Source organism: Ruegeria sp. CDSB029 (genome assembly GCF_059611125.1).
Map to the genome: position 1 here is coordinate 317,428 of NZ_JBXWOX010000001.1, position 21,388 is coordinate 338,815.

A 21,388-nucleotide genomic window follows, 5' to 3' on the forward strand; every position below is an offset into this window, starting at 1 on the left:
ACAGGGTTTCGAATTCGATATGCACAGGGGCTTATTTCTGTGGCAGCGGTCCAATCAGCATGATCATCTGGCGGCCTTCCATCTTCGGCATGTTTTCGACCTTGCCGATGTCTTTTGTGTCGGCCGCAACACGTTCCAAAAGTTCACGACCCAGATTTTGGTGCGCCATTTCACGGCCGCGGAAACGCAGGGTCACTTTGACCTTGTCCCCGTTTTCAAGAAACTTGAACACGTTCCGCATTTTCACGTCGTAATCATGAGTGTCAGTGTTGGGTCGGAATTTGACCTCTTTGATCTCTATGATCTTCTGTTTTTTGCGGGCTTCGGCTTCGCGTTTCTGCGTCTCGTATTTGAACTTACCAAAGTCCATGATCTTGCAGACCGGCGGGTTTGCGTTGGGCGAAATTTCGACCAGATCAAGACCGGCATCAACTGCCATCTGCATGGCTTTGGCGGGATGAACCACCCCGACATTTTCACCTTCAGCGCCAATCAGACGAATTTCGGGGGCACGGATCTTATCATTGACGCGGGGGCCGGTGTCTCTTTGCGGCGGCGCGTTGTGAGGTCTGCGGGCTATGGGTTCATTCCTTTGATGATTGCAGAATTTCAAGGCCGGAATTTAGACTGGCCTGCACGCCGATTCAAGCGGCATAAGTGCAGGCGAGGCCGAAAAAACCGGGTTTTGTCATAGGTTTTTCGCCAGTCCGGGGCCAAATGCCCCGGAACCGGTGCATCGAGTTAATCAACAAAGGCTTTTTCGATGACAAACTCCTTGGGTTCGGAATTGGCACCTTCGCGCAGGTCGAACTCTTCCAGAATCTTTTTGATGTCCAGGTTGAAGGCCAACGACCCACAGACCATAGCCCGGTCGGTTTCCGGCTTGATGCCGCCTTCGATGCCCAGATCAGCAAAAACTGTGCCGTCTTTCAGCAACTCGGTGATGCGACCCATCTTGGGGCTCTCTTCCCGTGTCGTGGTCGGGTAGTAGCGAATCTTGTCGGCAAAGCCTTCGCCCATCAGTTCTGCCAGCATTTCGTCCTGACGAATGCTTTCGATCAACTGACGGCCATATTCCAATTCACCCACTTCGCGGCAGGTATGGGTGATGATGACTTCGTCGTAATCCTCATAGGTCTGCGGCTCGCGCAGCAACGAGGCGAAGGGCGCAAAACCTGTTCCGGTGGCAAAGAACCACAGGCGTTTTCCAGGCAGCAGGGCGTCGTGGACCAGCGTGCCAACGGGCTTGGGCCGCAGGATGATCTGATCACCCGGTTTGATGTGCTGCAGTTTCGATGTCAGCGGACCGTCCTGCACCTTGATCGAGTAGAACTCCAGCTCTTCATCCCACGAAGGCGAGGCGATGGAATACGCGCGCAGCAAAGGCTTGCCGTTGTCGCCCAGCAGGCCGATCATCACGAACTCGCCCGAGCGGAAGCGCAGCGAGGCGGGACGCGAGACCTTGAAAGAAAACAGGCTGTCGGTCCAATGTTTGACATCTGTTACGGTCTGGGCGTCCGGAAGGACGGGTGCCTTGACGGCGGTTGCTTCGGTCACGGGTTTCATCTCTGTCATCGTTTCACTATCGGCTGGGTAAACCGACATCTCCGTTTAATCTTTGATTCAAGTCAGGAAAAGGGGCTAAATGCCCCTTTGAAGTCACAAGCTGGCGATTGGCGGGGTTAGCCGCGCAGGCGGGCCTGATAGCTATGATCTTTCCAATTGGCGCGGGCTAGCCATTGATCTTCGGGCTGGCGATTGGCCAGTGCGTCGTCGATTTCGACCTCATCGAACCCGCTGCGGCGCGCCATGGCGTATTGGTCGGCCAGAACGTGGCCCCTGGCCCGCAGGCGACCTGTGAAACCCTTCAGGCGCAGCACGCGCGCGATGGTAAAGCCGCGGCCATCCGCCGAAGAGGGGAAGTCCACGCGGACCATGCGGGCGCTGCCCAGGCGGTCAACCAGTTCATCAGGATCAGCGTCCGAGGCCACGTCCAGCGCAACGACATCATTGGCCGCGTCTTCCAGCGTGACAAAGCCATCTGTCCAGTCGTCGGGGGCGAACCCCTCATCCGTTACGATTACGTTCATGTTTTCTCTCCAGCGCGCACCATCTTGCCGTCGACAAAATGGATGCCGCATTCTTCTTTGTTCTGATCGCGCCAGCGTCCGGCGCGGGGGTCTTCGCCTTCTTTGACCGGCGAGGTGCAGGGCGCACAACCGATCGAAGGGTAACCTTTGGCCACCAGCGGATGCCGGGGCAGGTTGTTTTCATCCATATAGGCGCGCACGTCTTCCGGCGCCCAATGGGTCAGCGGGTTTACCTTGATCCGACCGGTGCCGTCTTCGACCTCAAAGAAGTCAAGCGCGGCGCGTGTGCCAGACTGGAACCGCTTCCGACCCGAGATCCAGCCGTCATAGCCCGCCAAAGCACGCTGCAGCGGGAAGGTTTTGCGCAGGTTGCAGCAGGCATCCGTGTCGCTCAGGCGCAAGGCGCGGTATGGGTCTTCGCGCTGAACATCCTCATCATCTGCGCGGATGATGTGGACGTTCTTCAGGCCAAGCCGATCTGATACGTCCTGCTGATATTCCAGCGTTTCGGTGAACAACATCTGCGTGTCCACAAACAGGACCGGCGTGGCTTTGTCGACCACGGCTGCCATGTGCAACAACACCACCGATTCCGCCCCAAAGCTGGAGACCAAAGCAAGCTCTTCGATTGCCTCCAACGCGCCATGCATGACGTCATGGGCACTGTGGTGGCGCAACTGGGTGTTCAGCGCTTCGACCTTTTCGGTCAGCTCTGCGCGGTCAGCCCCCAGTTCCGTCTGGATCAGGTCAAGCGGCATTCGCTCGCGCCTCGGGGTAGAGGGCTGCCTTGAACGGCGCCATGCCTACGCGGCGATAGGTTTCAAGGAATGTCTCTTCGGCGCTGTCACGCTGTTCCAGATAGGTTTCGACGATGCGTTCGACGGCAGGCACGATCTCATCATAGGCAAAGCCCGGGCCGGTGCGGTCGCCAACGGCTGCAGTTTCGGTCGCGTCACCACCCAGAGTGATCTGGTAGTTCTCGACGCCTGCGCGATCCAGACCCAGGATGCCGATGTGACCCACGTGGTGGTGACCACATGCGTTGATGCAACCCGAGATCTTGATCTTCAGGTGACCGATATCATGCTCAAGCTTCAGATCATCGAAACGGGTCGCAATTTCCTGTGCAACCGGGATCGAACGGGCTGTCGCCAGTGCGCAGTAATCCATGCCGGGGCAGGCGATGATGTCGCTGATCAGGCCGATATTGGCGGTGGCCAGTTCGTACTCTTTCAGCTTCGCATGGATCGCAGGCAGGTCCGACTTGTGGACATGGGGCAGGATCACGTTCTGCTCATGGCTGATGCGCAGCTCGTCATAGGCGAACTCTTCGGCCAGATCGGCCATCACGCGCATCTGCTCGGCGGTCGCGTCACCCGGCGTCTGACCGTGCTTCTTGACCGAGATCGTGACGATCGCGTGGTCCGCGTTCTTGTGCGGTGCGATGTTGGTGTCGACCCACGACCGGAAGACGGGATCATTGGTATAGGCGCTTTCAAACGACGCAACCGAGGCTTCACGGAAGGTTGGCGGGGCAAAGTGGCCCTTGATCTCTTCCAACAGGTTCATGTCAGCGCCTTTGAACTGCGGGCGAACCTGCAGGAAGCGCTCGTTGACCTTGGCGCGAATGGCGTCGATGCCGTGCTCATGCACCGTGATCTTGATGCGCGCTTTGTACTTGTTGTCGCGGCGGCCGATCTGGTTCCACACGGAAACAGTGGCTTCCAGATAAGCCAGCAGGTCGTCAAAGGCGACGAATTCGGACAGTTCTTTACCGATCATCGGCGTACGGCCCAGGCCACCACCCACAATAACGCGGGCGCCCAGAACGCCGTCACGCTCAACCAGTTGCAGGCCGATGTCATGCGCCTTGATCACGGCACGGTCATTCTCGGACCCGGTGATGGCGATCTTGAACTTACGCGGCATGAACTGGAATTCCGGGTGGTCGGTCGACCACTGGCGCAACAGTTCGGCATAGGGGCGCGGGTCGGCGATCTCATCCGCGGCGGCACCGGCGAAATGGTCGGCGGTCACGTTGCGGATGGTGTTGCCCGATGTCTGAATGGCGTGCATGCCAACCTCAGCCAGCGCGTCCAGCATGTCTGGCACGTCGTTCAGCTTGGGCCAGTTGTACTGGATGTTCTGACGGGTGGTGAAATGGCCGTAGCCCTTGTCCCACTTCTCGGCCAGCAGGGCCAGTTGACGCATCTGCGCGCTGGAGAGCGTGCCGTATGGAATCGCGACGCGCAGCATATAGGCGTGCAGTTGCAGATACAGGCCGTTCATCAGGCGCAGGGGTTTGAATTCATCCTCGGTGAGCGAGCCGTCAATGCGGCGCTCGACCTGCGCGCGGAACTGCGCGTTACGTTCTGCCAAAAATGCTGTGTCGAACTCGGAGTAGCGATACATGATTAGCTGTCCTTAGTTGCAGCCCCGAACCTTGGGGCCTTGAGTAGGGGAGAGAGACGGGCCAGAGGTCAGGCCCGGGGCTGCGGGGAAGTTTCCTGTTTGCCGTGGGCATAGTTGGACGGACCAGTGCGGCGGAAGTCTTCCCGGAAATGGGTGGGCTCGGGGCCGTTGTCGCCGGCGACGGCATCGGCAAGATAAGCACCAACGATCTTGCTGGCCTGACGTGTTGCATCCAGCAGGCGGACCTGCGCGTGGGCTTCGTCGGTTATCAGTTCGGCCTCGGACAATTCGCGCGACCAGCGATCGTCTTCGGTCAAATAGATGACGTCACCTTCCAACAGGTCGTTGGCGGTCACCACTTTGGGGGTAAAAGCGCGGGCCATCAGGCGTGCTCCTTCTTGAAATCGGTCAGGGCCACGGCCGCTTGGCGCGGGGCGAGGCCATAAAATGTCAGGGTAGGGCCGTCCATTTCGGCGGCGTTCAAATCGGTGGGCAACTGGTCCAGAGTCGTTTCCAGAATGCGCTGATCGGGGCGCGTAGCGTTTTCAATCAACGTCACCGGCGTTTGGCGATCAGCACCGTGCATGATCAGGCGGCCCTGAATAAAACGAGCGGACTTTTTGCCCATGTAAATCGCAGCCACCGAACCGGTGCGCGCCAACGCGTTCCAGTCGTGATCCGCAAATCCCTTCATGTCGTGGCCGGTCAGAAAACGGACCGAAGAATTGCGCCCACGACGTGTCAAGCTTTGACCGATTCCGGCAACCGCTGCCGACGCAGCAGTGATGCCCGGAACGATCCGCCACGAGATACCAGCAGCCTCAACCGCCTCGATCTCTTCATCCAGACGTCCAAACACGGTCGGGTCGCCGGACTTCAGGCGCACGACGCGCTGACCTTTCAAGGCGTACTCAACCAGCAGGGCGTCAATGTCTTCCTGTTTCCAAGACGGGCCGAAACCGGCCTTGCCGACATCGACCAGTTGGGCGGTCTTGCCGGCCAGCGCCAGAACCTCAGCGCTGATCAGACGGTCATGAAGCACAACGTCCGCGCGCTCGAAGGCTTTCAGCGCCTTGAGCGTCAGCAATTCCGGATCGCCCGGACCCGCGCCGACAAAGTCGACATGTCCTGTGCCATCATATGATTGCGTAAGCTGCATTTCGTGTCCCGAGTGTGGTTTGACTTGTCTTGCAATATAGGAAATATTCCCGCCAATACGCCATATAGGCGAACAAATAAGGACAAATGTTCCGCGCCAACGGCAAAGCGGGACATTGGTTTCGAAACGAAGGGAAATTTGGAATGTCGGTGCGGATTGATGATACGGATCGGAAAATTCTGGTCGAGCTGCAGCGGGACGCCAGTCAATCGCTGGACGAAATAGCCGCTCGTGTTGGCAGTTCCAAGACCCCGGTCTGGAATCGGATACGCAAACTGAAAGGGGCCGGAGTGATCGGTCAACAGACCGTTTTGCTGGACGCCGAAGCGCTGGGATTTGAAGCTACGTTTTTTGTTCTGATCCGAACGTCGGAACATGAGGCTGACTGGCAGCATAAATTCCTGAAAGCTCTGCGGGACAGGCCCGAAGTGCAAGAGGCGCATCGGCTGGCCGGCGACATCGACTATATCCTAAAGGTGCGGGTCAAGAACGCGCGTGCCTATGACGACTTCTATCAGGCGCTGATTTCAGAAGTGCGCGTTCACAACGTGACTGCCTTGCTGTCGATGGAAGAAATCAAGTCCACCACCATGTTGCCTTTGAAAGCGCTGATCGAAAGCTAGGTCTGCACCATCAGTTTGGTCAGCCCGTGAAAATGGTAGGTATTCGAGTACTCGGGCTCGGCGCTCAGGCGCAGGTTCGGATATCTGTCGAACAGCGTGGACAGTGCGATGCGCATTTCCATCCGTGCCAGAGGGGCGCCAACGCAAAAGTGCAGGCCGCCACCGAAACTGGTGTTCGTGACGATGGCGCGGGTGGGATCGAACCTGTCCGGGTCGCTCCAGACCGCAGAATCCCGGTTCGCAGCGCCCAGTAGTAGCGCGACCTCATCACCACGTTTGAAACTGTACCCAAATGCGTCGATGTCTTCATAGGCATAGCGAGTGAACATGTGCAGCGGCGGGTCATAGCGTAAAATCTCTTCTACCGTGCGGTCGATGCTGTCCGGCGCAAAGTATTGCGGTCCGATGCCATTTTGCAAAACGGTCTTTACGCCGTTTCCAAGTGAATGCACCGTCGCTTCGTGCCCGGCATTCAAAAGCAGAATGCAGGTGGCGACCAGCTCTTCGCGTGACAGCTTTTCGCCATCCTCTTCGGCCGCGATCAACCGTGTGATCAGATCGTCCTGCGGATCGCTGCGGCGCTGCTCGATGTAGTCGATCAGAAAGTCGGAGAATTCCTGGGATGAGGCTGCGGCAGCGGTCTCAGTCTCGGGCGTACGGCTGGCTTGATACATTGCCACCATATCATGTGACCAGCGTAATAGGCTGGGTGACATATCCTCGGGCACGCCCAAGAGGCGGCAGATCGTGATGACCGGAACTTGGGTGCAAAAGGTAGAGAGCAAATCGAACGGCTGGTCGGGAAATGCGTCAATCAAAGAATGGGTTAGGTCGTGGATCGAAGGTTCCAGTGCCGCAATAGCACGGGACGTGAATGCCCGCATCACCAATGCACGCAGGCGTGTGTGTCTTGGCGGTTCGGCTTCCAGCAACGAATGCGCCTCGACCGCCAGCCAAGGGGCAAGATGCGCCGGACCTGGGGTTTGCATTTCTACGGGTACTTCCCGACCGAAGCGGCGGTCTTTCAAAAGCGCTGAGACCGCCCGGTGTGATACAGCCGCAACTTTCCCATAGTCCTCCCAATAGACCAGATTACCGCACGCGCGGGCCTGATCATAGAACGGGTAGGGGTTCTGCACAAATTCCGGATCGATTGGAGATTGAAATACCGTCTTCATGCGGCGCAGACTTGCCATGCGGCGCGCCGAATGCAAGACCCTATATCATGCAACGCGTTTGGGTCATTCTGGGATTTTTGTTTGCTGTCGGCCTGTTGACCGCAGGGGTCTGGTCCTATGGCTACCGTCAAGCGCTGTCGCAGCTCAGTGAAAAAGCCGAGGCTGACCTTGAACTGGCTGCCGACCGGCTCAGCACTCAGATGCAGGTCTATCAAGAACTGGCCGTGCTGATGGCCACGCATCCGGCCCTGCGCGCCCTAGAGACACCGGTGCAACAACGGGCAGCGCGCGCGATATTGCTGGACGTCGCCGACAAAACCTCGGCCGTCAACATGATGTATCTTGACCGAAGCGGGCAGGTGCTGGCCTCGGCGCAGCCGGTTGTGTGGCCAAACATGGCGGACCACCCCGCGTTTCGGCGCGCATTGCAGGGCGCCATGGGCAGCGCGCACGGGGTTGTGGAAAGCAGCGGAGATCGCACCTATTCCTACGCCGCCCCGGCCTTTGGTGATGCTGGTCAGGTCGAGGGTGTATTGATCGTCGTGGCCGATGTCCAAGATGTGGAACAGACTTGGCGCGGCAGTACCGAGGCGGTGTTCTTCACCGACGGGGACGGTGTCGTCTTTATCTCAAACCGATCGGATCTGCTGTTTTGGCATCGGGACAAAGGACAGTTGGGCCTGACACCGCCAGACGGTGGGGCAGTTGATTTCGCATCGGTTCTGGTCGGTCCGCACGAGGTCTGGCAGTTGAACTGGGGACGGTATCTGCCCAGTCGCGCATTACACCTGATGCTGGATTTGCCGGTGATCGACATGACGGCTGAGGTTCTGGTCGATGTGGCCCCTGCGCAGCGTTTGGCGAGGTTGCAGGCGGCAACCGTTGCTGCAATCTGTCTGGCCTTCGGCGCGCTGTTGTATCTGGCGACCGAACGCAGGCGCACATTGGCCGAAGCCAACGCTGTATTGGAAAGCCGGGTCGCACAACGGACACATGCTTTGACTGCTGCGAACACCGCTTTGCGCCGCGAGGTGCGTGAACGTGAAGACGCAGAAGCGGCTCTGAAACACGCTCAGGAAGAGCTGATCCAAGCGGGCAAACTCAGCGCGTTGGGTCAGATGTCGGCGGGTATCAGTCACGAACTGAACCAACCGCTAATGGCGATCCAGCAATTCGCAGATAACGGCGCGGCTTTTCTTTCCCGCGGCCGGGATGAGAAAGCCTCGGAGAACCTGACGCGTATCTCTGCTATGGCGGCGCGCATGGCGCGTATCATTAAGAACCTGCGAGCCTTTGCCCGCAATGAAAGCGAGCCGATGGGCAAGGTTAATCTGGTTCAGGTGATCGACACAGCGGTAGAGTTGACCGAGGCGCGGTTGCGAACCGAAGATGTCCGTATGGATTGGGCCCCGCCCAACAGCCCGGTTTACGCATGGGGTGGCGAGGTGCGGTTGGTCCAGGTATTCGTCAACCTGATCAACAATGCCGCCGACGCCATGAGTGGGCAAGACGACCGCCTCATTCGCATTGCGATCGACCGTGGCGACAAGCTGGCTGTGACTGTCCGCGATATCGGCCCGGGTATCGAAAACTCGGAAAAACTGTTCGAGCCATTTTACACGACCAAAGCCGTCGGATCCTCTGAGGGGATGGGGCTTGGGCTTTCGATCTCTTATGGTCTGGTGCAAAGCTTTGGGGGTAATATCCGGGGTGCAAATCTGGACACCGGGGCGTTATTCACGGTCGAGCTTGAGCCTTTCACGGAGCACGAGGTCGCATGACGCGGAAAATTCTACTGGTCGATGATGATGCCGCTGTCCGCGAAGCTTTGGCGCAAACGCTTGAACTGGCAGATTATGATCCGGTTACTGCGGGATCCTTTGTGGCGGCAAAAGACCATATTCGCGCCGACTTTCCGGGTGTGATCGTTTCGGACATCCGTATGCCGGGCCGGGATGGTTTTCATCTGCTGAACTACGCGCGTGAGGTTGATCCAGACTTGCCCGTTGTCCTGTTGACCGGAGAGGGTGATATCCCAATGGCGGTGCAGGCCATGGGACAGGGGGCCTTTGATTTTCTGGAAAAGCCATGCGCGGCGGCGGACCTGCTGTCCGTGCTGGAGCGCGCCTTTGACGCGCGCGCGCAGGTGATCGAACAGCGTGCCCTCAAATCAGAGCTTGAGCGCGGCGATCCGGCAGCGCGGCTTTTGTTCGGCCTGTCCGCGCAGGCCGAGGCCTTGCGTGAACGGGTCCGATCCGTCGCCCCTACCGGGGCAGAAGTTCTGGTAACCGGGCCACCGGGGAGCGGGATATCGAAAGTGGCCGAAGTCGTTCATCTGATGTCGCCGGTTGGGCAGGGGCCGTTCGTCAAGCGCCCGGCCTCAGGGTTGACGCCCGAAGGGTTGGTGCGCGTTTGCGAAGATGCGGCCGGTGGGTCGTTGTTCCTGGATGAGGTTTCGGCCATGCCGGATGCCACGCAGTACGCCGCGCTTGAAATGATAGAGCAGGGCACCGGTTCACGGATCGTCGCGGGAACGACCGCAGATCTGGCGGCGCTGTCAGAGCAGGGCCAATTCAATGCGGATCTTTTTTATCGCCTAGACGTCATGCGTGTGCGCATCCCTTCGCTGGCGGAACGACCCGAAGATATACCAGTGATCTTTCGCCATTATGTCGCGCAAGCGGCAGAACAGGCGGGCATTGCCGAGCCCGAGATCACCTCGGAGCACCTTGCGTCATTGATGGCCAGCGATTGGCCGGGCAATGCCAGATCGCTGATGTCGGCGGCGATGCGGTTCGTGTTGGGGATGCCGGAAGAGGTGGCACGTGCCGCTGATCTGGGGCTGAATGAGCAAATGGCGCGCGTAGAGCGGTCGCTGCTGATCGCGGCGCTTGGTCGGCACAATGGCAAAGCCTCGGATGCGGCAAAAGCGTTGAAACTGCCGCGCAAGACTTTTTACGACAAACTGGCCCGCTATCAGATTCGCCCAGAAGACTATCGGCGCTAACGGAGGCTCTCGCCGCCTTTGACTGCATTATCATGCATTTAAAGGCGTTGGGCCGGGCAGCCTGCATTAACAGGCTGCGTGTGGTCACCAGAGAATCAGGGGGTGATTCGCTCGATCTGATTCGAAGTGCGTGCGGAAATCCGCACAGCTGTGGAAATTAATGTGCGGATTTTCGCACAACAGGCAGCGCCACTGACTTTTGATGACGAGGAATGTCCATCTAACAAGCAGAAATAAAACGAAAATATTTGAGAGCTCTGAATTTCGAACAAAAAGTTGAGCGGTGCCCCTTGATTCGCTTCACTGCGCCACATGAGACGCCGATCTGGCGTTGACTGAAGGTTTCATGGAAGTCTGGGAGGAAAAGACAGATGAAATTCCTGACAACTGCCGCGACCGCGCTGGCGTTGAGTGTTACAGCAACCGCCGGTATGGCCGCGTGTGATGACGGCGAGATTGTCGTCAAGTTCGCGCACGTGACGAACACGGATAAACACCCCAAGGGCATCGCGGCATCGCTGTTGGAGCAGCGCGTCAATGACGAGATGAATGGCGTAATGTGCGTTGAGGTCTATCCGAACTCGACGCTCTATAATGACGACAAGGTGCTTGAAGCAATGCTTCAAGGCGACGTCCAGCTGGCCGCGCCGTCGCTGTCGAAGTTCGAGAAGTTTACCAAGCAATTCCGTCTGTTCGACCTGCCGTTCATGTTCAAGAACATCGACGCAGTTGATGCATTCCAAGCTTCAGCTGACGGTCAGGCGATGAAAGACAGCATGCAGCGCCGCGGCCTGCAAGGGCTGGCGTTCTGGCACAATGGCATGAAACAGATGTCGGCTAATAAACCGCTTGAGGCTCCGTCGGATGCCGAGGGCCTGAAATTCCGTGTTCAATCCTCGGACGTTCTGGTTGCCCAAATGGAAGCCATTGGCGGCAGCCCGCAGAAGATGGCGTTCTCGGAAGTTTACGGCGCGCTGCAACAGGGCGTTGTGGATGGCCAAGAAAACACCTGGTCGAACATCTATGGCAAAAAGTTCTTCGAAGTGCAGGACGGTATCACCGAGACCAACCATGGCATCATCGACTATCTGGTCGTGACATCGGTTGACTGGTTGGACAGCCTTGATCCCGAGGTGCGCGATCAGTTCCTGACCATTCTGGGTGAAGTGACCGAGACACGGAACAAGGAAGCCTTCTCGGTGAACGAAGCAGCCAAGGCTTCGATCACTGATGCCGGCGGCATCATCCGCGAGCTGAACCCCGAACAGCGTCAGGCCTGGGTCGATGCGATGAAGCCCGTTTGGGACCAGTTTTCCGACGACGTAGGTCAGGATAAGATCGACGCCGCTCAGGCCATCAACGCCGGGTTCTGATCCCGGTTGAGGCCGCGTGTCCAAAGACTGGGGAGTGGCGGACACGCAGGCTGGGCGGGCCGTAATTTGGCCCGCCACACCTAACTCTCATCACCAATAATGTGGGGACAGAAAAATGTCTGGTTCGAAACCCGGCCAAGGCGGGCTGGTCGACCATATCGAAGAGACCATGATTGCCGCCCTGTTGGGCGTGATGACGGTCGTAACCTTCGCCAACGTGATCGCGCGCTTTGTATTCAATTCCAACATCTTGTGGGCGCTTGAGCTGACGGTTTTCACCTTTGGCTGGCTGGTGTTGCTGGGCGCGTCTTATGCGGTCAAGAAACACGCTCATCTGGGTGTTGATGCAATCCTGAACATGCTGGCCCCGGCGCCGCGCCGCATTTTGGCGCTGATATCGGTGGCGTGTTGTCTGGTGTTCTCGCTTTTGCTGCTGAAAGGGTCGTATGACTACTGGGCTGTGTTTGCGGATCTGCCGCCCACCTCAGGCCGCTGGTTCCCGACCGGGTTCAATTTCGACGCACGCAGCCAGAGTTTCTACGAAGTTGACGATATCCCGATGGTCGCGCCACTGCGCTTCCTCGAAGATCTGATCAACTACGGCGAGGGGTATGAAAAATTGCCCAAGGTGGTGCCGTATCTGGTGTTGCCGGTGTCGATGCTGCTTCTGGTGATCCGCTTTGCGCAGGTCGCAGTACAAATCTGGCGTGGTGAGACCGACCGTCTTGTTGCCAGCCACGAAGTCGAGGACGAGATCGAAGAAGTCCGCGCTCAGCAAGGAGAGCATGACTGATGGACGTCGTACTTCTTTTCTCTATGGTCATCGGCCTGCTGCTGATTGGTGTGCCGATTGCGGTGGCTTTGGGCCTCAGCTCGACCCTGTTCCTGTTGATCTACTCTGACAGTTCGTTGGCTTCGGTCGCGGGAACCCTGTTCGAAGCCTTTGAAGGCCACTTTACACTGTTGGCGATCCCGTTCTTCATTCTTGCGTCTTCCTTTATGACGACCGGTGGAGTGGCGCGTCGGATCATCCGCTTTTCCATCGCCTGTGTCGGGCACTTGCCGGGCGGTCTGGCGATTGCGGGTGTCTTTGCCTGTATGCTGTTTGCCGCGCTGTCGGGGTCGTCTCCGGCGACTGTTGTAGCCATCGGTTCTATCGTCATCGCCGGTATGCGGCAGGTTGGCTATTCTAAGGAATTCGCTGCGGGTGTGATCTGTAACGCGGGTACGCTGGGCATTCTGATCCCGCCGTCCATTGTAATGGTGGTCTATGCCGCCGCCGTTGAGGTCTCGGTCGGGCGGATGTTCCTTGCGGGCGTCATTCCGGGCCTGATGGCGGGTCTGATGCTGATGGTCACGATCTACGTTATGGCCAAAGTCAAGAACCTGCCCAAAGGTGACTGGAAGGGTTGGGGTGAGATATTTACTTCGGCCCGCGAAGCTGGTTGGGGCTTGTTTCTGATCGTCATCATTCTGGGTGGTATCTATGGCGGTATCTTCACACCGACCGAAGCCGCTGCCGTCGCCGCCGTCTATGCCTTCTTTATCGCCAGCTTTGTCTACAAGGACATGGGGCCCCTCAGCACCAATGGGGATGGGCAGAACATTCCGCTGTTGAAAAAGCCCTATGCTTTGGTCACGGCGTTCTTTCACCCTGACACCAAGCACACGCTGTTTGAGGCCGGTAAGTTGACGGTGACGTTGCTGTTCGTCATCGCTAACGCGCTGATCCTCAAGCACGTGCTGACCGATGAACAGGTGCCTCAACACATCGCTAGTGCAATGCTTTCGGCGGGCCTGGGGCCAGTCACCTTCCTGATTGTGGTCAACGTGATCCTGCTGATCGGTGGTCAGTTCATGGAACCTTCGGGACTGTTGGTCATCGTGGCACCTCTGGTGTTCCCGATCGCCATCGAGTTGGGCATCGACCCGATCCATCTGGGCATCATCATGGTGGTCAACATGGAGATTGGGATGATTACGCCTCCGGTCGGACTGAACCTGTTCGTGACTTCGGGCGTGGCTGGTATGCCGATGATGAGCGTTGTGAAGGCGGCGCTGCCGTTCCTGGCCGTATTGTTCGTCTTCCTGATCATGGTGACGTACATACCGTGGATTTCGACCTTCTTGCCTAATACCTTTATGGGTCCGGAAATCGTGACGAATTAGCGGGTATACCTGCGACAAGAAAGGCCGGGTCTATGCCAGACCCGGCCTTTTTTATATGCCGCCATTTTTGAGTATTCCGCACCCAGAGCGATCCCGCGATAGGCAAGGTGACGGCGTGTCCTCCAGTAACGGATGCCGTCATCTGAGGGCAGGAATCACCGATGGGCGCAACAGATACTGGGTTTTTCGGGTCGCGCCGCGTTGGAGGTTTTGATCTGCACGCCGCGCCCTCTTGAATACAGGGCAAGAGAATTTATGTACGGGAAAGAGGACGACCTCGCCTTGTTGGCTGATCATTCGGGACGACCCGAAGAGATGTGAGGTGTCTCTATGCCCTGGATGTTTTTGTTATTCGCTGGCCTTCTGGAAATTGTCTGGGCCGTCGCCATGAAGCAATCCGCCGGTTTCACGCGCCTATGGCCTACGGCTTTGATGGGTGCGTCAATGATCGGGTCGTTCGGGTTGCTTGCCCTTGCGATGCGGGATTTGCCCTTAGGCACGGCCTATACGATCTGGACAGGCATCGGCGCCGTTGGTGCCTTCATGGTCGGCGTGATGTTTCTGGGCGAGGCGCTGACCGCGCCCCGCCTGATCGCGGCGGCCCTAATTGTGGCCGGGCTGGTGACGATGAAATTGGCTTGACCTCAGGCCTTTTGCAGGGCGTCGATAATGCCAGAAAAGTCTTCGGCTTTCAGGCTTGCGCCGCCCACCAGCGCCCCGTCCACGTTGGAGACTGCAAAGATTTCGGCTGCGTTGCCCGGTTTGACCGAACCGCCATAAAGTAACCGGACCGAGCGGCCGACACCTTCGCCAAATCGACGTTCAAGCCGAGCGCGGATGAAGTCGTGCACTTCTCCGATCTCGTCCAGTGTGGGGACTTTGCCGGTGCCAATGGCCCAGATCGGTTCATAGGCAACAACCAGGTTCTCACCGGTCGACTGATCTGGGATCGAGCCGGACAACTGTCCGCCGATTATGTCCAGCGTGTTCGCGGCCTCACGCTGCTCCAGGCTTTCGCCGACGCAAATGATGGCTTTCAGGCCCGCGTCCATCGCGGAACGTGCTTTGGCGCGGACATCCTCGTTCTGTTCGCCGTGATCTTCGCGCCGTTCTGAATGCCCAAGAATGACGGCGCTTGCCCCTGCATCAACCAGCATCTGAGCACTGACATCGCCGGTATGTGCGCCGGATTCGGCTGCATGGCAATCCTGACCGCCGACGGTAATTCCGGTACCTTTCACCGCCTCTGCCGCGCGATGCAATAGCGTTGCCGGTGGGCAAATCAGGACGTCTACTGATGCATCAGGATACGATGTAGCCAGCGACAGAAGCTCGGGCAATGCAGCCGCGGTTCCGTTCATTTTCCAGTTTCCAGCTGCCAGCTTGCGCCGCATAACGCGTACCCCCAAATAAGTCGTTGTTTGCTCATCGGATAGCACCACCAGCCGAGCCTGACAATTCCGGTTGCAAAGGTCCGACCACAACGGCAGGTTCCGCGTTATTGTGGAGGGCAGCATGATCGATGATCTTGATCTGAGAAAACTGGATGAACGCGAGGCTTCAGTGATGGCAAAGCTGCTGCATGCCATTGGTGAAGTTGGGTTTCTAACGGTGTCGAACACCGGGTTGAACGCCGATCAAGTCCGAAACGTGATCGAGGTGTATCGCGACTTCTTCCATTTACCGGACGTCCAGAAAAAAACCGTTGATATGGCGATGACGGGTTCAAACCGAGGGTGGGGCGCGCCGCGATCAGAACAGGTCGACCCCAAGGCCAATCCGGATTTCAAGGAAGTGTTCGACTGTGGTTTCGAATTGCCTGCGGGAAATTCTTATGCCGGAAAAGGGCTCAGTGTTTATGCACCGAACTTGTGGCCGAATAATCCCGTGGATTTCCAAAATATTATCAGAGCTTACTACAGCGACGCCTGCAATGTGGCGATGCGCGTTCTTCGGGCCATTGCGGGCGCTTTGGGCCGGGATGAACTCAGTTTTGATCGTGCCTTTGACACGCCAATGGCCCTGTTGCGCGGGAACTACTATCCAGAACGTCCGGCATGGGCAGGTGATCGGGATTTTGGCATCGGGGCGCACACTGACTATGGGTGTCTGACATTGCTGGCCACGGACGGGGTCTCAGGGCTTGAGGTCCGCATGCCGGATAGCAGCTGGCAACCTGTCTCTGCGGCGCCTGGTACATTCATCATCAACTTTGGAGAGATGCTGGAATTCTGGACCGCCGGAAAAGTCAAAGCCACCGAGCACCGCGTCATAGGCGGGACGCAGGAACGCATTTCGGTCCCACTGTTCTTTAACCCGTCCTACGACACCAACGTTGCTCCGCCAGGCTCAGGCAAAACGATCAGCGCAGGTGACCATCTTACACGGCGCTACAACGAAACCTATCTGCACCTGCAGGCGACTTAGTTTTGTGTGGAAAGCGTCTCGTCAAATTTGATGGATTCGCCGCAACCGCAAGCGTCCACAACATTCGGGTTGCGGAACTTGAACCCGGCTTCCAGAAGCGAGACCTCATAGTCGATTTCAGTTCCGAACAAGAACATCTGCGCCATTGGCGCGATCATGATGCGAGCACCGTCCTGTTCGACCACTTCGTCGTTGGTGTCAGCCTCATCCACGTAGTCCATGGTGTATTCCATGCCGGCGCAGCCGCCTTTTTTGACGCCAATGCGCAACCCGGCATGACCGCCGGTCGCCATCAGGCGCGCGATCTGCTCGGCCGCTTTGGTCGTCATTGTCACGGCCTGTTTGCCGGGAATGCCAAACATGGTGGTCTCCGTTGCGCTACGTTATCCCCAATCTAGGGCCGAGAGGCGTCAGGCTCAAGACATAGCAGACCTGCTGACCTAAGTTTTACCGGCAGTGACGCGGCCAAACGACCAATTGCCACAGCAAACTTGCGTCACTCCCGGTCTTCGCCTTAGCTTGACGATTGTGACCGGACAATTGAGCGAAGGGCGAATGAAGATGGTGAAGATCGGGCATTTCCGCAGAAAAATCATTACGATGCAAGCTGTAGTCGCAGTCATTCTGACCGCGGGCTTGGCGCATGCAACAACGGATGGCGCACGACATCCGGTGAATTGCGCAACAGCCGAGGGGGATCTTCGGGCCATCGCCGCAGAAAAAAAGCACGCAGAAGACCAGCAGGCAGAAAGTATCATTGCGATCACTCCTGCCGGTGCATTGCTGGGACTGGTCACGGGAACCGAGCAAAAAAGGCTCAGTATGTTGAATGGCGATTACGTCAAAGAGCTGGATCATCGTGCGGCCGAGATAAAATCGACCTGCGGCGTGAAATAGGCCGCCCGGGCCCTTTGATGTAAAAAGGGCTGCTCCGGTTCATAGACAGCTCTTTTTGTTATACTTCAATGCTTTACTTGGTAAAGCTGAGCGAAATTCTACATGAATCCCAGTTCAAGACGTGCTTCGTCTGACATCATCTCCATGCCCCAGGGGGGCTCCCATGTCAGCTCGACGTCAACCTCTTTGACGCCAGCGACCGGTTCGATGGCTTCGACAATCCAGCCTGGCATTTCACCGGCGACCGGGCATCCGGGCGCGGTCAGTGTCATGATGACCTTCACCGCGTTTTCCTTGGTGATATCGATCGTATAGATCAGACCCAGATCGTAGATATTCACCGGAATCTCGGGATCGAAGACAGATCTGCAAGCCTCGACCACGGAATCGTAGAGTGGATGATCGATGGTCGAAGGCGCGATCAGCGGCGTACCTTCGAACTGTTCACTTGGATGGGTCATTCGTGCCTCGGGGCTGTTACCTGAGAAATTATATAGGGAAAGGCTGGGGCAGCGTCCAGTGGTGCCGTGTGGCCCCCGGGACGCTGCGTCGATTTGGATCAATCGTTGATATCGTGGCGGAAGGTTTTCACCTGGCCATGGGGAAGGGCGAACATGCGCCGCAGGATCAGCCAGGCCACAAGCGATAGGGCCGCAAAGATCAACAGCAGAACTGCCAAGCTTGGGGCAAAACTGGGGATCACAAGCAAAAGCCCTGTGACCGCCGCGCCAATTGCAAAGCCAAGAAAGATGAACCCCGGCAAGACGATCTCAAGTATGCCCAGAGCCAGCGCTCCGGCCAGCCAGAGCCACCATGTCAGCCAGATGGGGTCAGCCATTACTTTCCTCCTTTCAACATCTTGAAGGCATCGCCAAAGGCCTCAAGCGCATTGGCGGGAACCACGATGGTCTGCGAACCAGTGCCGTTACCCAGCGCGTTCAGAGCTTCGACTTGCTTCAATGCGACCTGATACTGGGCGGCCTCGATACCATTGTCCTGAATGGCCTTGGCGACGACGCCGGTTGCATAAGCTTCAGCCTCGGCCTGAATACGGCGGGCTTTTGCGGTCTGCTCGGCCGCATAAAGTTCCGCGTCCGCATTCAATTCGACGGAACGTTTCTGACCTTCAGCCTCGGTCACCTGCGCGCGGCGGGCACGTTCCGCGTTCAACTGCTGCAACATAGCATCGCGTGTGGCCTGATCCAGATTTACGTCCAGAATCTCGGCGCGGGTGACTTCGATCCCCCAGTCGTCAACGGCAGTTTCGACGCTTTCCTGAATGCGTTCAATTAGTTGCGCGCGATTGGACTGCACCTCATCCAGATCCATTTTACCGATTTCGGCACGGACGATACCTGCAACGGTTGTTGCAATCGCTCCGTCGACGTCACGGATACGGTACACGGTCTTTTCCGGTTCAAGAATGCGGTAGAACACCGAAGTATCGATCTGAACCAGAACGTTGTCCTTGGTGATTGCGTCTTGCGTCGCATTCGGTAGCTGGCGTTCAAGAATGGATATCTTGTGACGTGCAACATCAAGAAAAGGAACGATAAAGTTTATTCCAGGGCCAAGCACCGAGTGCAGGCGGCCAAATCGTTCAACCACGTACTTTTCGGACTGAGGCACAATTTTGATGCCTTTGAAAATAACGACGACAATCAGAACTGCCGCAAGCAGGTAAATGATGTTCGATGTTAGCAACCCAATGATCTGTTCTTCGGTCATATCTGTCCTCTTTATTATTGTGTACTATGGTATACACTTGGGGATTGACTCGCCCATTTTCAACTCTGGTATGGCGGGAATGGGGATAGATGCAAATCTCTGAAAACCACAATGTGGCGTGGAATATTTTGAATGTGGCTGCTTTGCATCCGGTTGTGATTGCGCTATCGGGCGGGGATGAAACTGATAATTGATACAGATCCGGGCATCGACGATGCGATGGCCATTGCCTATGCCGCCGCTGCACCAGAAATAGACCTGATCGGCCTGACCACGGTTTTCGGCAACACGCATGTGCACCAATCCAGCCGCAACGCGCGGTTCTTGCTCCATAAACTGGGACTGGACGCGCCAGTAGCCGAGGGGGCGCCGCTTCCAGTTGGTGCGACCACATACGACCCGTCCGAGCACGTGCACGGCCCCGAAGGATTCGGTGATTTGACTGACATCCCGCAAATTGGGGAAAATCACCCCCTGACGGCGGCCGAATTCCTTGTCGAGCAGGCGCAGGAACACAAGGGTGAGCTGGTCGTCTGCGCCATTGGTCCGTTGACCAATGTCGCCGATGCCATGCGGTTGGACCCAGAGTTTGCAGGCAACATCAAGCGACTGGTGATCATGGGCGGTGCCGTGTTTTGCCCCGGGAACATCACAGAGCATGCCGAGGCCAACATCTATCACGATGCGCAGGCCGCGGATGCAGTGTTCGCGTCTCCGCCAGATACCGTTCTGGTCGGCTTGGATGTCACGCTAAAAACTCTGTACGAGACTGCGGATTTTGATGCATTGGCGGCGCGTTCCGCTGACATGGGCGGTTTCCTGCGCGACATCTCGAAATTTTATCTGAAGTTCTACAAGGATATCGGCGGATTGGAAGGGTGCGGCCTGCACGACTCGACGGCTGTGATTGCCTGTACCCACGAACCCTTGTTCGAGATAGTCGAAACCGGGCTTCAGGTTGAGGTAGATGGTCCGCAAATCGGGGCAACACGACCGGATGCCAATAGACCAATGGTGCGCGTATGCCGGGATGTGGATGGGGCAGGGGTTGTCAGCCTGTTCACTGACCGCGTTGCGTCCTTGCCCTGACGGCTTGCAATACCAGCGAAGATCGGGCAATTGCTGCCCGGTTCAGCGACCCTGAGGCATTCACATGACAGACCGTTTCTCTTTTGACCTGAAGGCCACGGACGGCAAGGCCCGTACCGGAGTAATCAACACTCCGCGCGGGGAAGTTCGCACGCCGGCCTTTATGCCGGTTGGCACGGCGGCAACAGTCAAAGCGATGATGCCGGAAAGCGTACGCGCCACAGGGGCGGACATCCTGTTGGGCAACACATATCACCTTATGCTTCGCCCGACAGCCGAGCGGATCGACCGTCTGGGCGGGTTGCACAAGTTCATGAATTGGGAACGGCCGATCCTGACGGATTCCGGTGGGTTCCAAGTCATGTCGCTGGCCGGGTTGCGCAAGCTGACCGAAAAAGGCGTGACCTTCAAATCTCATATCGACGGTTCGCGCCACGAATTGACGCCTGAACGGTCGATGGAGATTCAGCGCCTGTTGGGGTCCGACATCGTTATGTGTTTCGACGAATGCCCAGCGTTGCCCGCTGACCGGGATCGCATTGCCGAGTCGATGCGCCTGTCGATGCGGTGGGCTGAGCGGTCGCGTGATGCTTTCGGGGATCGCCCGGGTCACGCCTTGTTCGGCATTCAGCAGGGCGGACTAGAGCAGGATTTCCGCGAGGAATCGGCCGAAGCGCTGAAAGAGATCGGTTTTGAGGGCTACGCCGTCGGTGGACTTGCCGTGGGTGAAGGCCAAGAGGCGATGTTCGACGTGCTGGAATTTGCGCCGGACATGCTGCCGGTCGACAAACCACGTTATCTGATGGGCGTTGGAAAACCGGATGATATCGTCGGCGCCGTTGCGCGTGGCATTGACATGATGGATTGTGTGCTGCCGTCCCGCTCGGGGCGCACAGGGCAGCTATTCACGCGCTACGGCGTGGTGAACATCAAGAATGCCCGGCATTCCGACGATCCGCGCCCGTTGGATGAACTCTGTACGTGTCCTGCCTGTTCAAACTACTCCCGCGCCTATCTGCACCACGTGTTCCGCTCGAACGAGATGATCTCGGGTATGCTGCTGACCTGGCATAATCTGCACTATTTCCAAGAGATCATGCAGGGCATGCGCGACGCCATCGCCGCCGGAACATTCGATGCGTGGCAGGTCGAGTTCCACGCACAGCGTGCGCAGGGGGATATTGAACCAGTCTAGGCATGGCGAGGTTCGGGAAGGTTCCTCACCTTCCCAAAACA

The 21,388-nt window shown here is 57.5% G+C and carries 24 protein-coding genes; 11 read left to right on the forward strand and 13 right to left on the reverse strand.

All coding sequences use genetic code 11. The features are described from left to right. Positions 1-31: 31 nt before the first annotated feature. The 7 genes from infC to cobA form a co-directional block, all read right to left on the reverse strand. Positions 32-613 (reverse strand): translation initiation factor IF-3, encoded by a 582-nt coding sequence (gene infC, locus AC2FI8_RS01535; protein WP_186437359.1) that lies wholly within the window; start codon positions 611-613, stop codon positions 32-34. A 128-nt stretch (positions 614-741) separates the two neighbouring features. Next, entirely contained in the window at positions 742-1,575 is an 834-nt protein-coding gene (locus AC2FI8_RS01540) for a ferredoxin--NADP reductase (RefSeq protein ID WP_496776900.1), read from the reverse strand. 107 nt (positions 1,576-1,682) lie between these two features. Next, on the reverse strand, positions 1,683-2,090 hold the full coding sequence (locus AC2FI8_RS01545) for a DUF934 domain-containing protein (protein WP_496739885.1): 408 nt from the start codon (positions 2,088-2,090) through the stop codon (positions 1,683-1,685). Continuing rightward, positions 2,087-2,848 carry a phosphoadenylyl-sulfate reductase gene (locus AC2FI8_RS01550; RefSeq protein WP_496776678.1) on the reverse strand — a complete coding sequence of 254 codons (762 nt, stop codon included), beginning with the start codon at positions 2,846-2,848 and terminating at the stop codon, positions 2,087-2,089. Before AC2FI8_RS01550 ends, AC2FI8_RS01545 begins: the two co-directional genes overlap by 4 nt. After that, positions 2,838-4,502 (reverse strand): nitrite/sulfite reductase, encoded by a 1,665-nt coding sequence (locus tag AC2FI8_RS01555; RefSeq protein WP_496776681.1) that lies wholly within the window; start codon positions 4,500-4,502, stop codon positions 2,838-2,840. The genes AC2FI8_RS01550 and AC2FI8_RS01555 overlap by 11 nt, the downstream gene beginning before the upstream one ends. A gap of 68 nt (positions 4,503-4,570) precedes the next feature. Then, positions 4,571-4,885 (reverse strand): DUF2849 domain-containing protein, encoded by a 315-nt coding sequence (locus AC2FI8_RS01560; protein ID WP_170557547.1) that lies wholly within the window; start codon positions 4,883-4,885, stop codon positions 4,571-4,573. Further along, on the reverse strand, positions 4,885-5,661 hold the full coding sequence (gene cobA, locus AC2FI8_RS01565; RefSeq protein ID WP_496776683.1) for a uroporphyrinogen-III C-methyltransferase: 777 nt from the start codon (positions 5,659-5,661) through the stop codon (positions 4,885-4,887). The genes AC2FI8_RS01560 and cobA overlap by 1 nt, the downstream gene beginning before the upstream one ends. A gap of 143 nt (positions 5,662-5,804) precedes the next feature. On the opposite strand from cobA, the gene AC2FI8_RS01570 reads away from it, so the two are divergent. Next, positions 5,805-6,284: an Lrp/AsnC family transcriptional regulator gene (locus tag AC2FI8_RS01570; protein WP_496776685.1), complete on the forward strand. Its 480-nt coding sequence runs from the start codon at positions 5,805-5,807 to the stop codon at positions 6,282-6,284. Here the strand turns inward: AC2FI8_RS01570 and AC2FI8_RS01575 are convergent. Continuing rightward, positions 6,281-7,462 carry a cytochrome P450 gene (locus tag AC2FI8_RS01575; RefSeq protein WP_496776904.1) on the reverse strand — a complete coding sequence of 394 codons (1,182 nt, stop codon included), beginning with the start codon at positions 7,460-7,462 and terminating at the stop codon, positions 6,281-6,283. The genes AC2FI8_RS01570 and AC2FI8_RS01575 overlap by 4 nt on opposite strands. Positions 7,463-7,509: 47 nt before the next feature. Here AC2FI8_RS01575 and AC2FI8_RS01580 point away from each other — a divergent pair, with 47 nt between their 5' ends. The 6 genes from AC2FI8_RS01580 to AC2FI8_RS01605 all read left to right on the forward strand — a co-directional run bounded on the left by AC2FI8_RS01580 (position 7,510) and on the right by AC2FI8_RS01605 (position 14,653). Further along, a complete protein-coding gene (locus AC2FI8_RS01580) occupies positions 7,510-9,243 on the forward strand; it encodes a sensor histidine kinase (protein ID WP_496776687.1) in 1,734 nt (577 codons plus the stop codon). Further along, complete coding sequence (locus tag AC2FI8_RS01585; RefSeq protein WP_496776690.1) at positions 9,240-10,469, forward strand: sigma-54-dependent transcriptional regulator; 1,230 nt, start codon at positions 9,240-9,242, stop codon at positions 10,467-10,469. The genes AC2FI8_RS01580 and AC2FI8_RS01585 overlap by 4 nt, the downstream gene beginning before the upstream one ends. 371 nt (positions 10,470-10,840) lie before the next feature. Next, positions 10,841-11,842 carry a DctP family TRAP transporter solute-binding subunit gene (locus AC2FI8_RS01590; RefSeq protein WP_109311602.1) on the forward strand — a complete coding sequence of 334 codons (1,002 nt, stop codon included), beginning with the start codon at positions 10,841-10,843 and terminating at the stop codon, positions 11,840-11,842. Between the two features lie 115 nt (positions 11,843-11,957). Continuing rightward, on the forward strand, positions 11,958-12,635 hold the full coding sequence (locus AC2FI8_RS01595; protein WP_058271493.1) for a TRAP transporter small permease: 678 nt from the start codon (positions 11,958-11,960) through the stop codon (positions 12,633-12,635). After that, positions 12,635-14,011, forward strand: coding sequence for a TRAP transporter large permease (locus AC2FI8_RS01600; RefSeq protein ID WP_496765184.1), 1,377 nt, complete (start codon positions 12,635-12,637; stop codon positions 14,009-14,011). The genes AC2FI8_RS01595 and AC2FI8_RS01600 overlap by 1 nt, the downstream gene beginning before the upstream one ends. Positions 14,012-14,341: 330 nt before the next feature. Next, positions 14,342-14,653 carry a DMT family transporter gene (locus AC2FI8_RS01605; RefSeq protein WP_496776692.1) on the forward strand — a complete coding sequence of 104 codons (312 nt, stop codon included), beginning with the start codon at positions 14,342-14,344 and terminating at the stop codon, positions 14,651-14,653. A gap of 2 nt (positions 14,654-14,655) precedes the next feature. Here AC2FI8_RS01605 and tpiA read toward each other — a convergent pair whose 3' ends face one another. Next, positions 14,656-15,405, reverse strand: coding sequence for a triose-phosphate isomerase (gene tpiA, locus AC2FI8_RS01610; protein ID WP_496776694.1), 750 nt, complete (start codon positions 15,403-15,405; stop codon positions 14,656-14,658). Between the two features lie 121 nt (positions 15,406-15,526). On the opposite strand from tpiA, the gene AC2FI8_RS01615 reads away from it, so the two are divergent. Further along, positions 15,527-16,438, forward strand: coding sequence for an isopenicillin N synthase family dioxygenase (locus tag AC2FI8_RS01615; protein WP_496776697.1), 912 nt, complete (start codon positions 15,527-15,529; stop codon positions 16,436-16,438). On the opposite strand, the gene AC2FI8_RS01620 is transcribed toward AC2FI8_RS01615, so the two are convergent. Then, positions 16,435-16,800, reverse strand: coding sequence for a HesB/IscA family protein (locus AC2FI8_RS01620; RefSeq protein ID WP_058271498.1), 366 nt, complete (start codon positions 16,798-16,800; stop codon positions 16,435-16,437). The two genes, AC2FI8_RS01615 and AC2FI8_RS01620, sit on opposite strands and share 4 nt — an antisense overlap. A 193-nt stretch (positions 16,801-16,993) precedes the next feature. Between AC2FI8_RS01620 and AC2FI8_RS01625 the strand changes: the two genes are divergently transcribed. Then, complete coding sequence (locus AC2FI8_RS01625) at positions 16,994-17,335, forward strand: hypothetical protein (RefSeq protein ID WP_496776699.1); 342 nt, start codon at positions 16,994-16,996, stop codon at positions 17,333-17,335. 98 nt (positions 17,336-17,433) lie between these two features. On the opposite strand, the gene AC2FI8_RS01630 is transcribed toward AC2FI8_RS01625, so the two are convergent. The 3 genes from AC2FI8_RS01630 to AC2FI8_RS01640 all read right to left on the reverse strand — a co-directional run bounded on the left by AC2FI8_RS01630 (position 17,434) and on the right by AC2FI8_RS01640 (position 19,063). Then, a complete protein-coding gene (locus AC2FI8_RS01630) occupies positions 17,434-17,796 on the reverse strand; it encodes an SUF system Fe-S cluster assembly protein (RefSeq protein ID WP_058271500.1) in 363 nt (120 codons plus the stop codon). A 98-nt stretch (positions 17,797-17,894) separates the two neighbouring features. After that, positions 17,895-18,173 (reverse strand): NfeD family protein, encoded by a 279-nt coding sequence (locus AC2FI8_RS01635; protein ID WP_113788870.1) that lies wholly within the window; start codon positions 18,171-18,173, stop codon positions 17,895-17,897. Next, the gene (locus AC2FI8_RS01640) at positions 18,173-19,063 is read right to left on the reverse strand and encodes an SPFH domain-containing protein (protein ID WP_282151106.1); all 891 of its coding nucleotides are present in this window, start codon (positions 19,061-19,063) and stop codon (positions 18,173-18,175) included. Before AC2FI8_RS01640 ends, AC2FI8_RS01635 begins: the two co-directional genes overlap by 1 nt. A 177-nt stretch (positions 19,064-19,240) precedes the next feature. Between AC2FI8_RS01640 and AC2FI8_RS01645 the strand changes: the two genes are divergently transcribed. Together AC2FI8_RS01645 and tgt are read left to right on the forward strand one after the other, a co-directional pair. Beyond that, the gene (locus tag AC2FI8_RS01645; RefSeq protein ID WP_496776701.1) at positions 19,241-20,152 is read left to right on the forward strand and encodes a nucleoside hydrolase; all 912 of its coding nucleotides are present in this window, start codon (positions 19,241-19,243) and stop codon (positions 20,150-20,152) included. Between the two features lie 64 nt (positions 20,153-20,216). Further along, a complete protein-coding gene (gene tgt, locus AC2FI8_RS01650; protein WP_496776704.1) occupies positions 20,217-21,347 on the forward strand; it encodes a tRNA guanosine(34) transglycosylase Tgt in 1,131 nt (376 codons plus the stop codon). Positions 21,348-21,388: the final 41 nt, after the last annotated feature.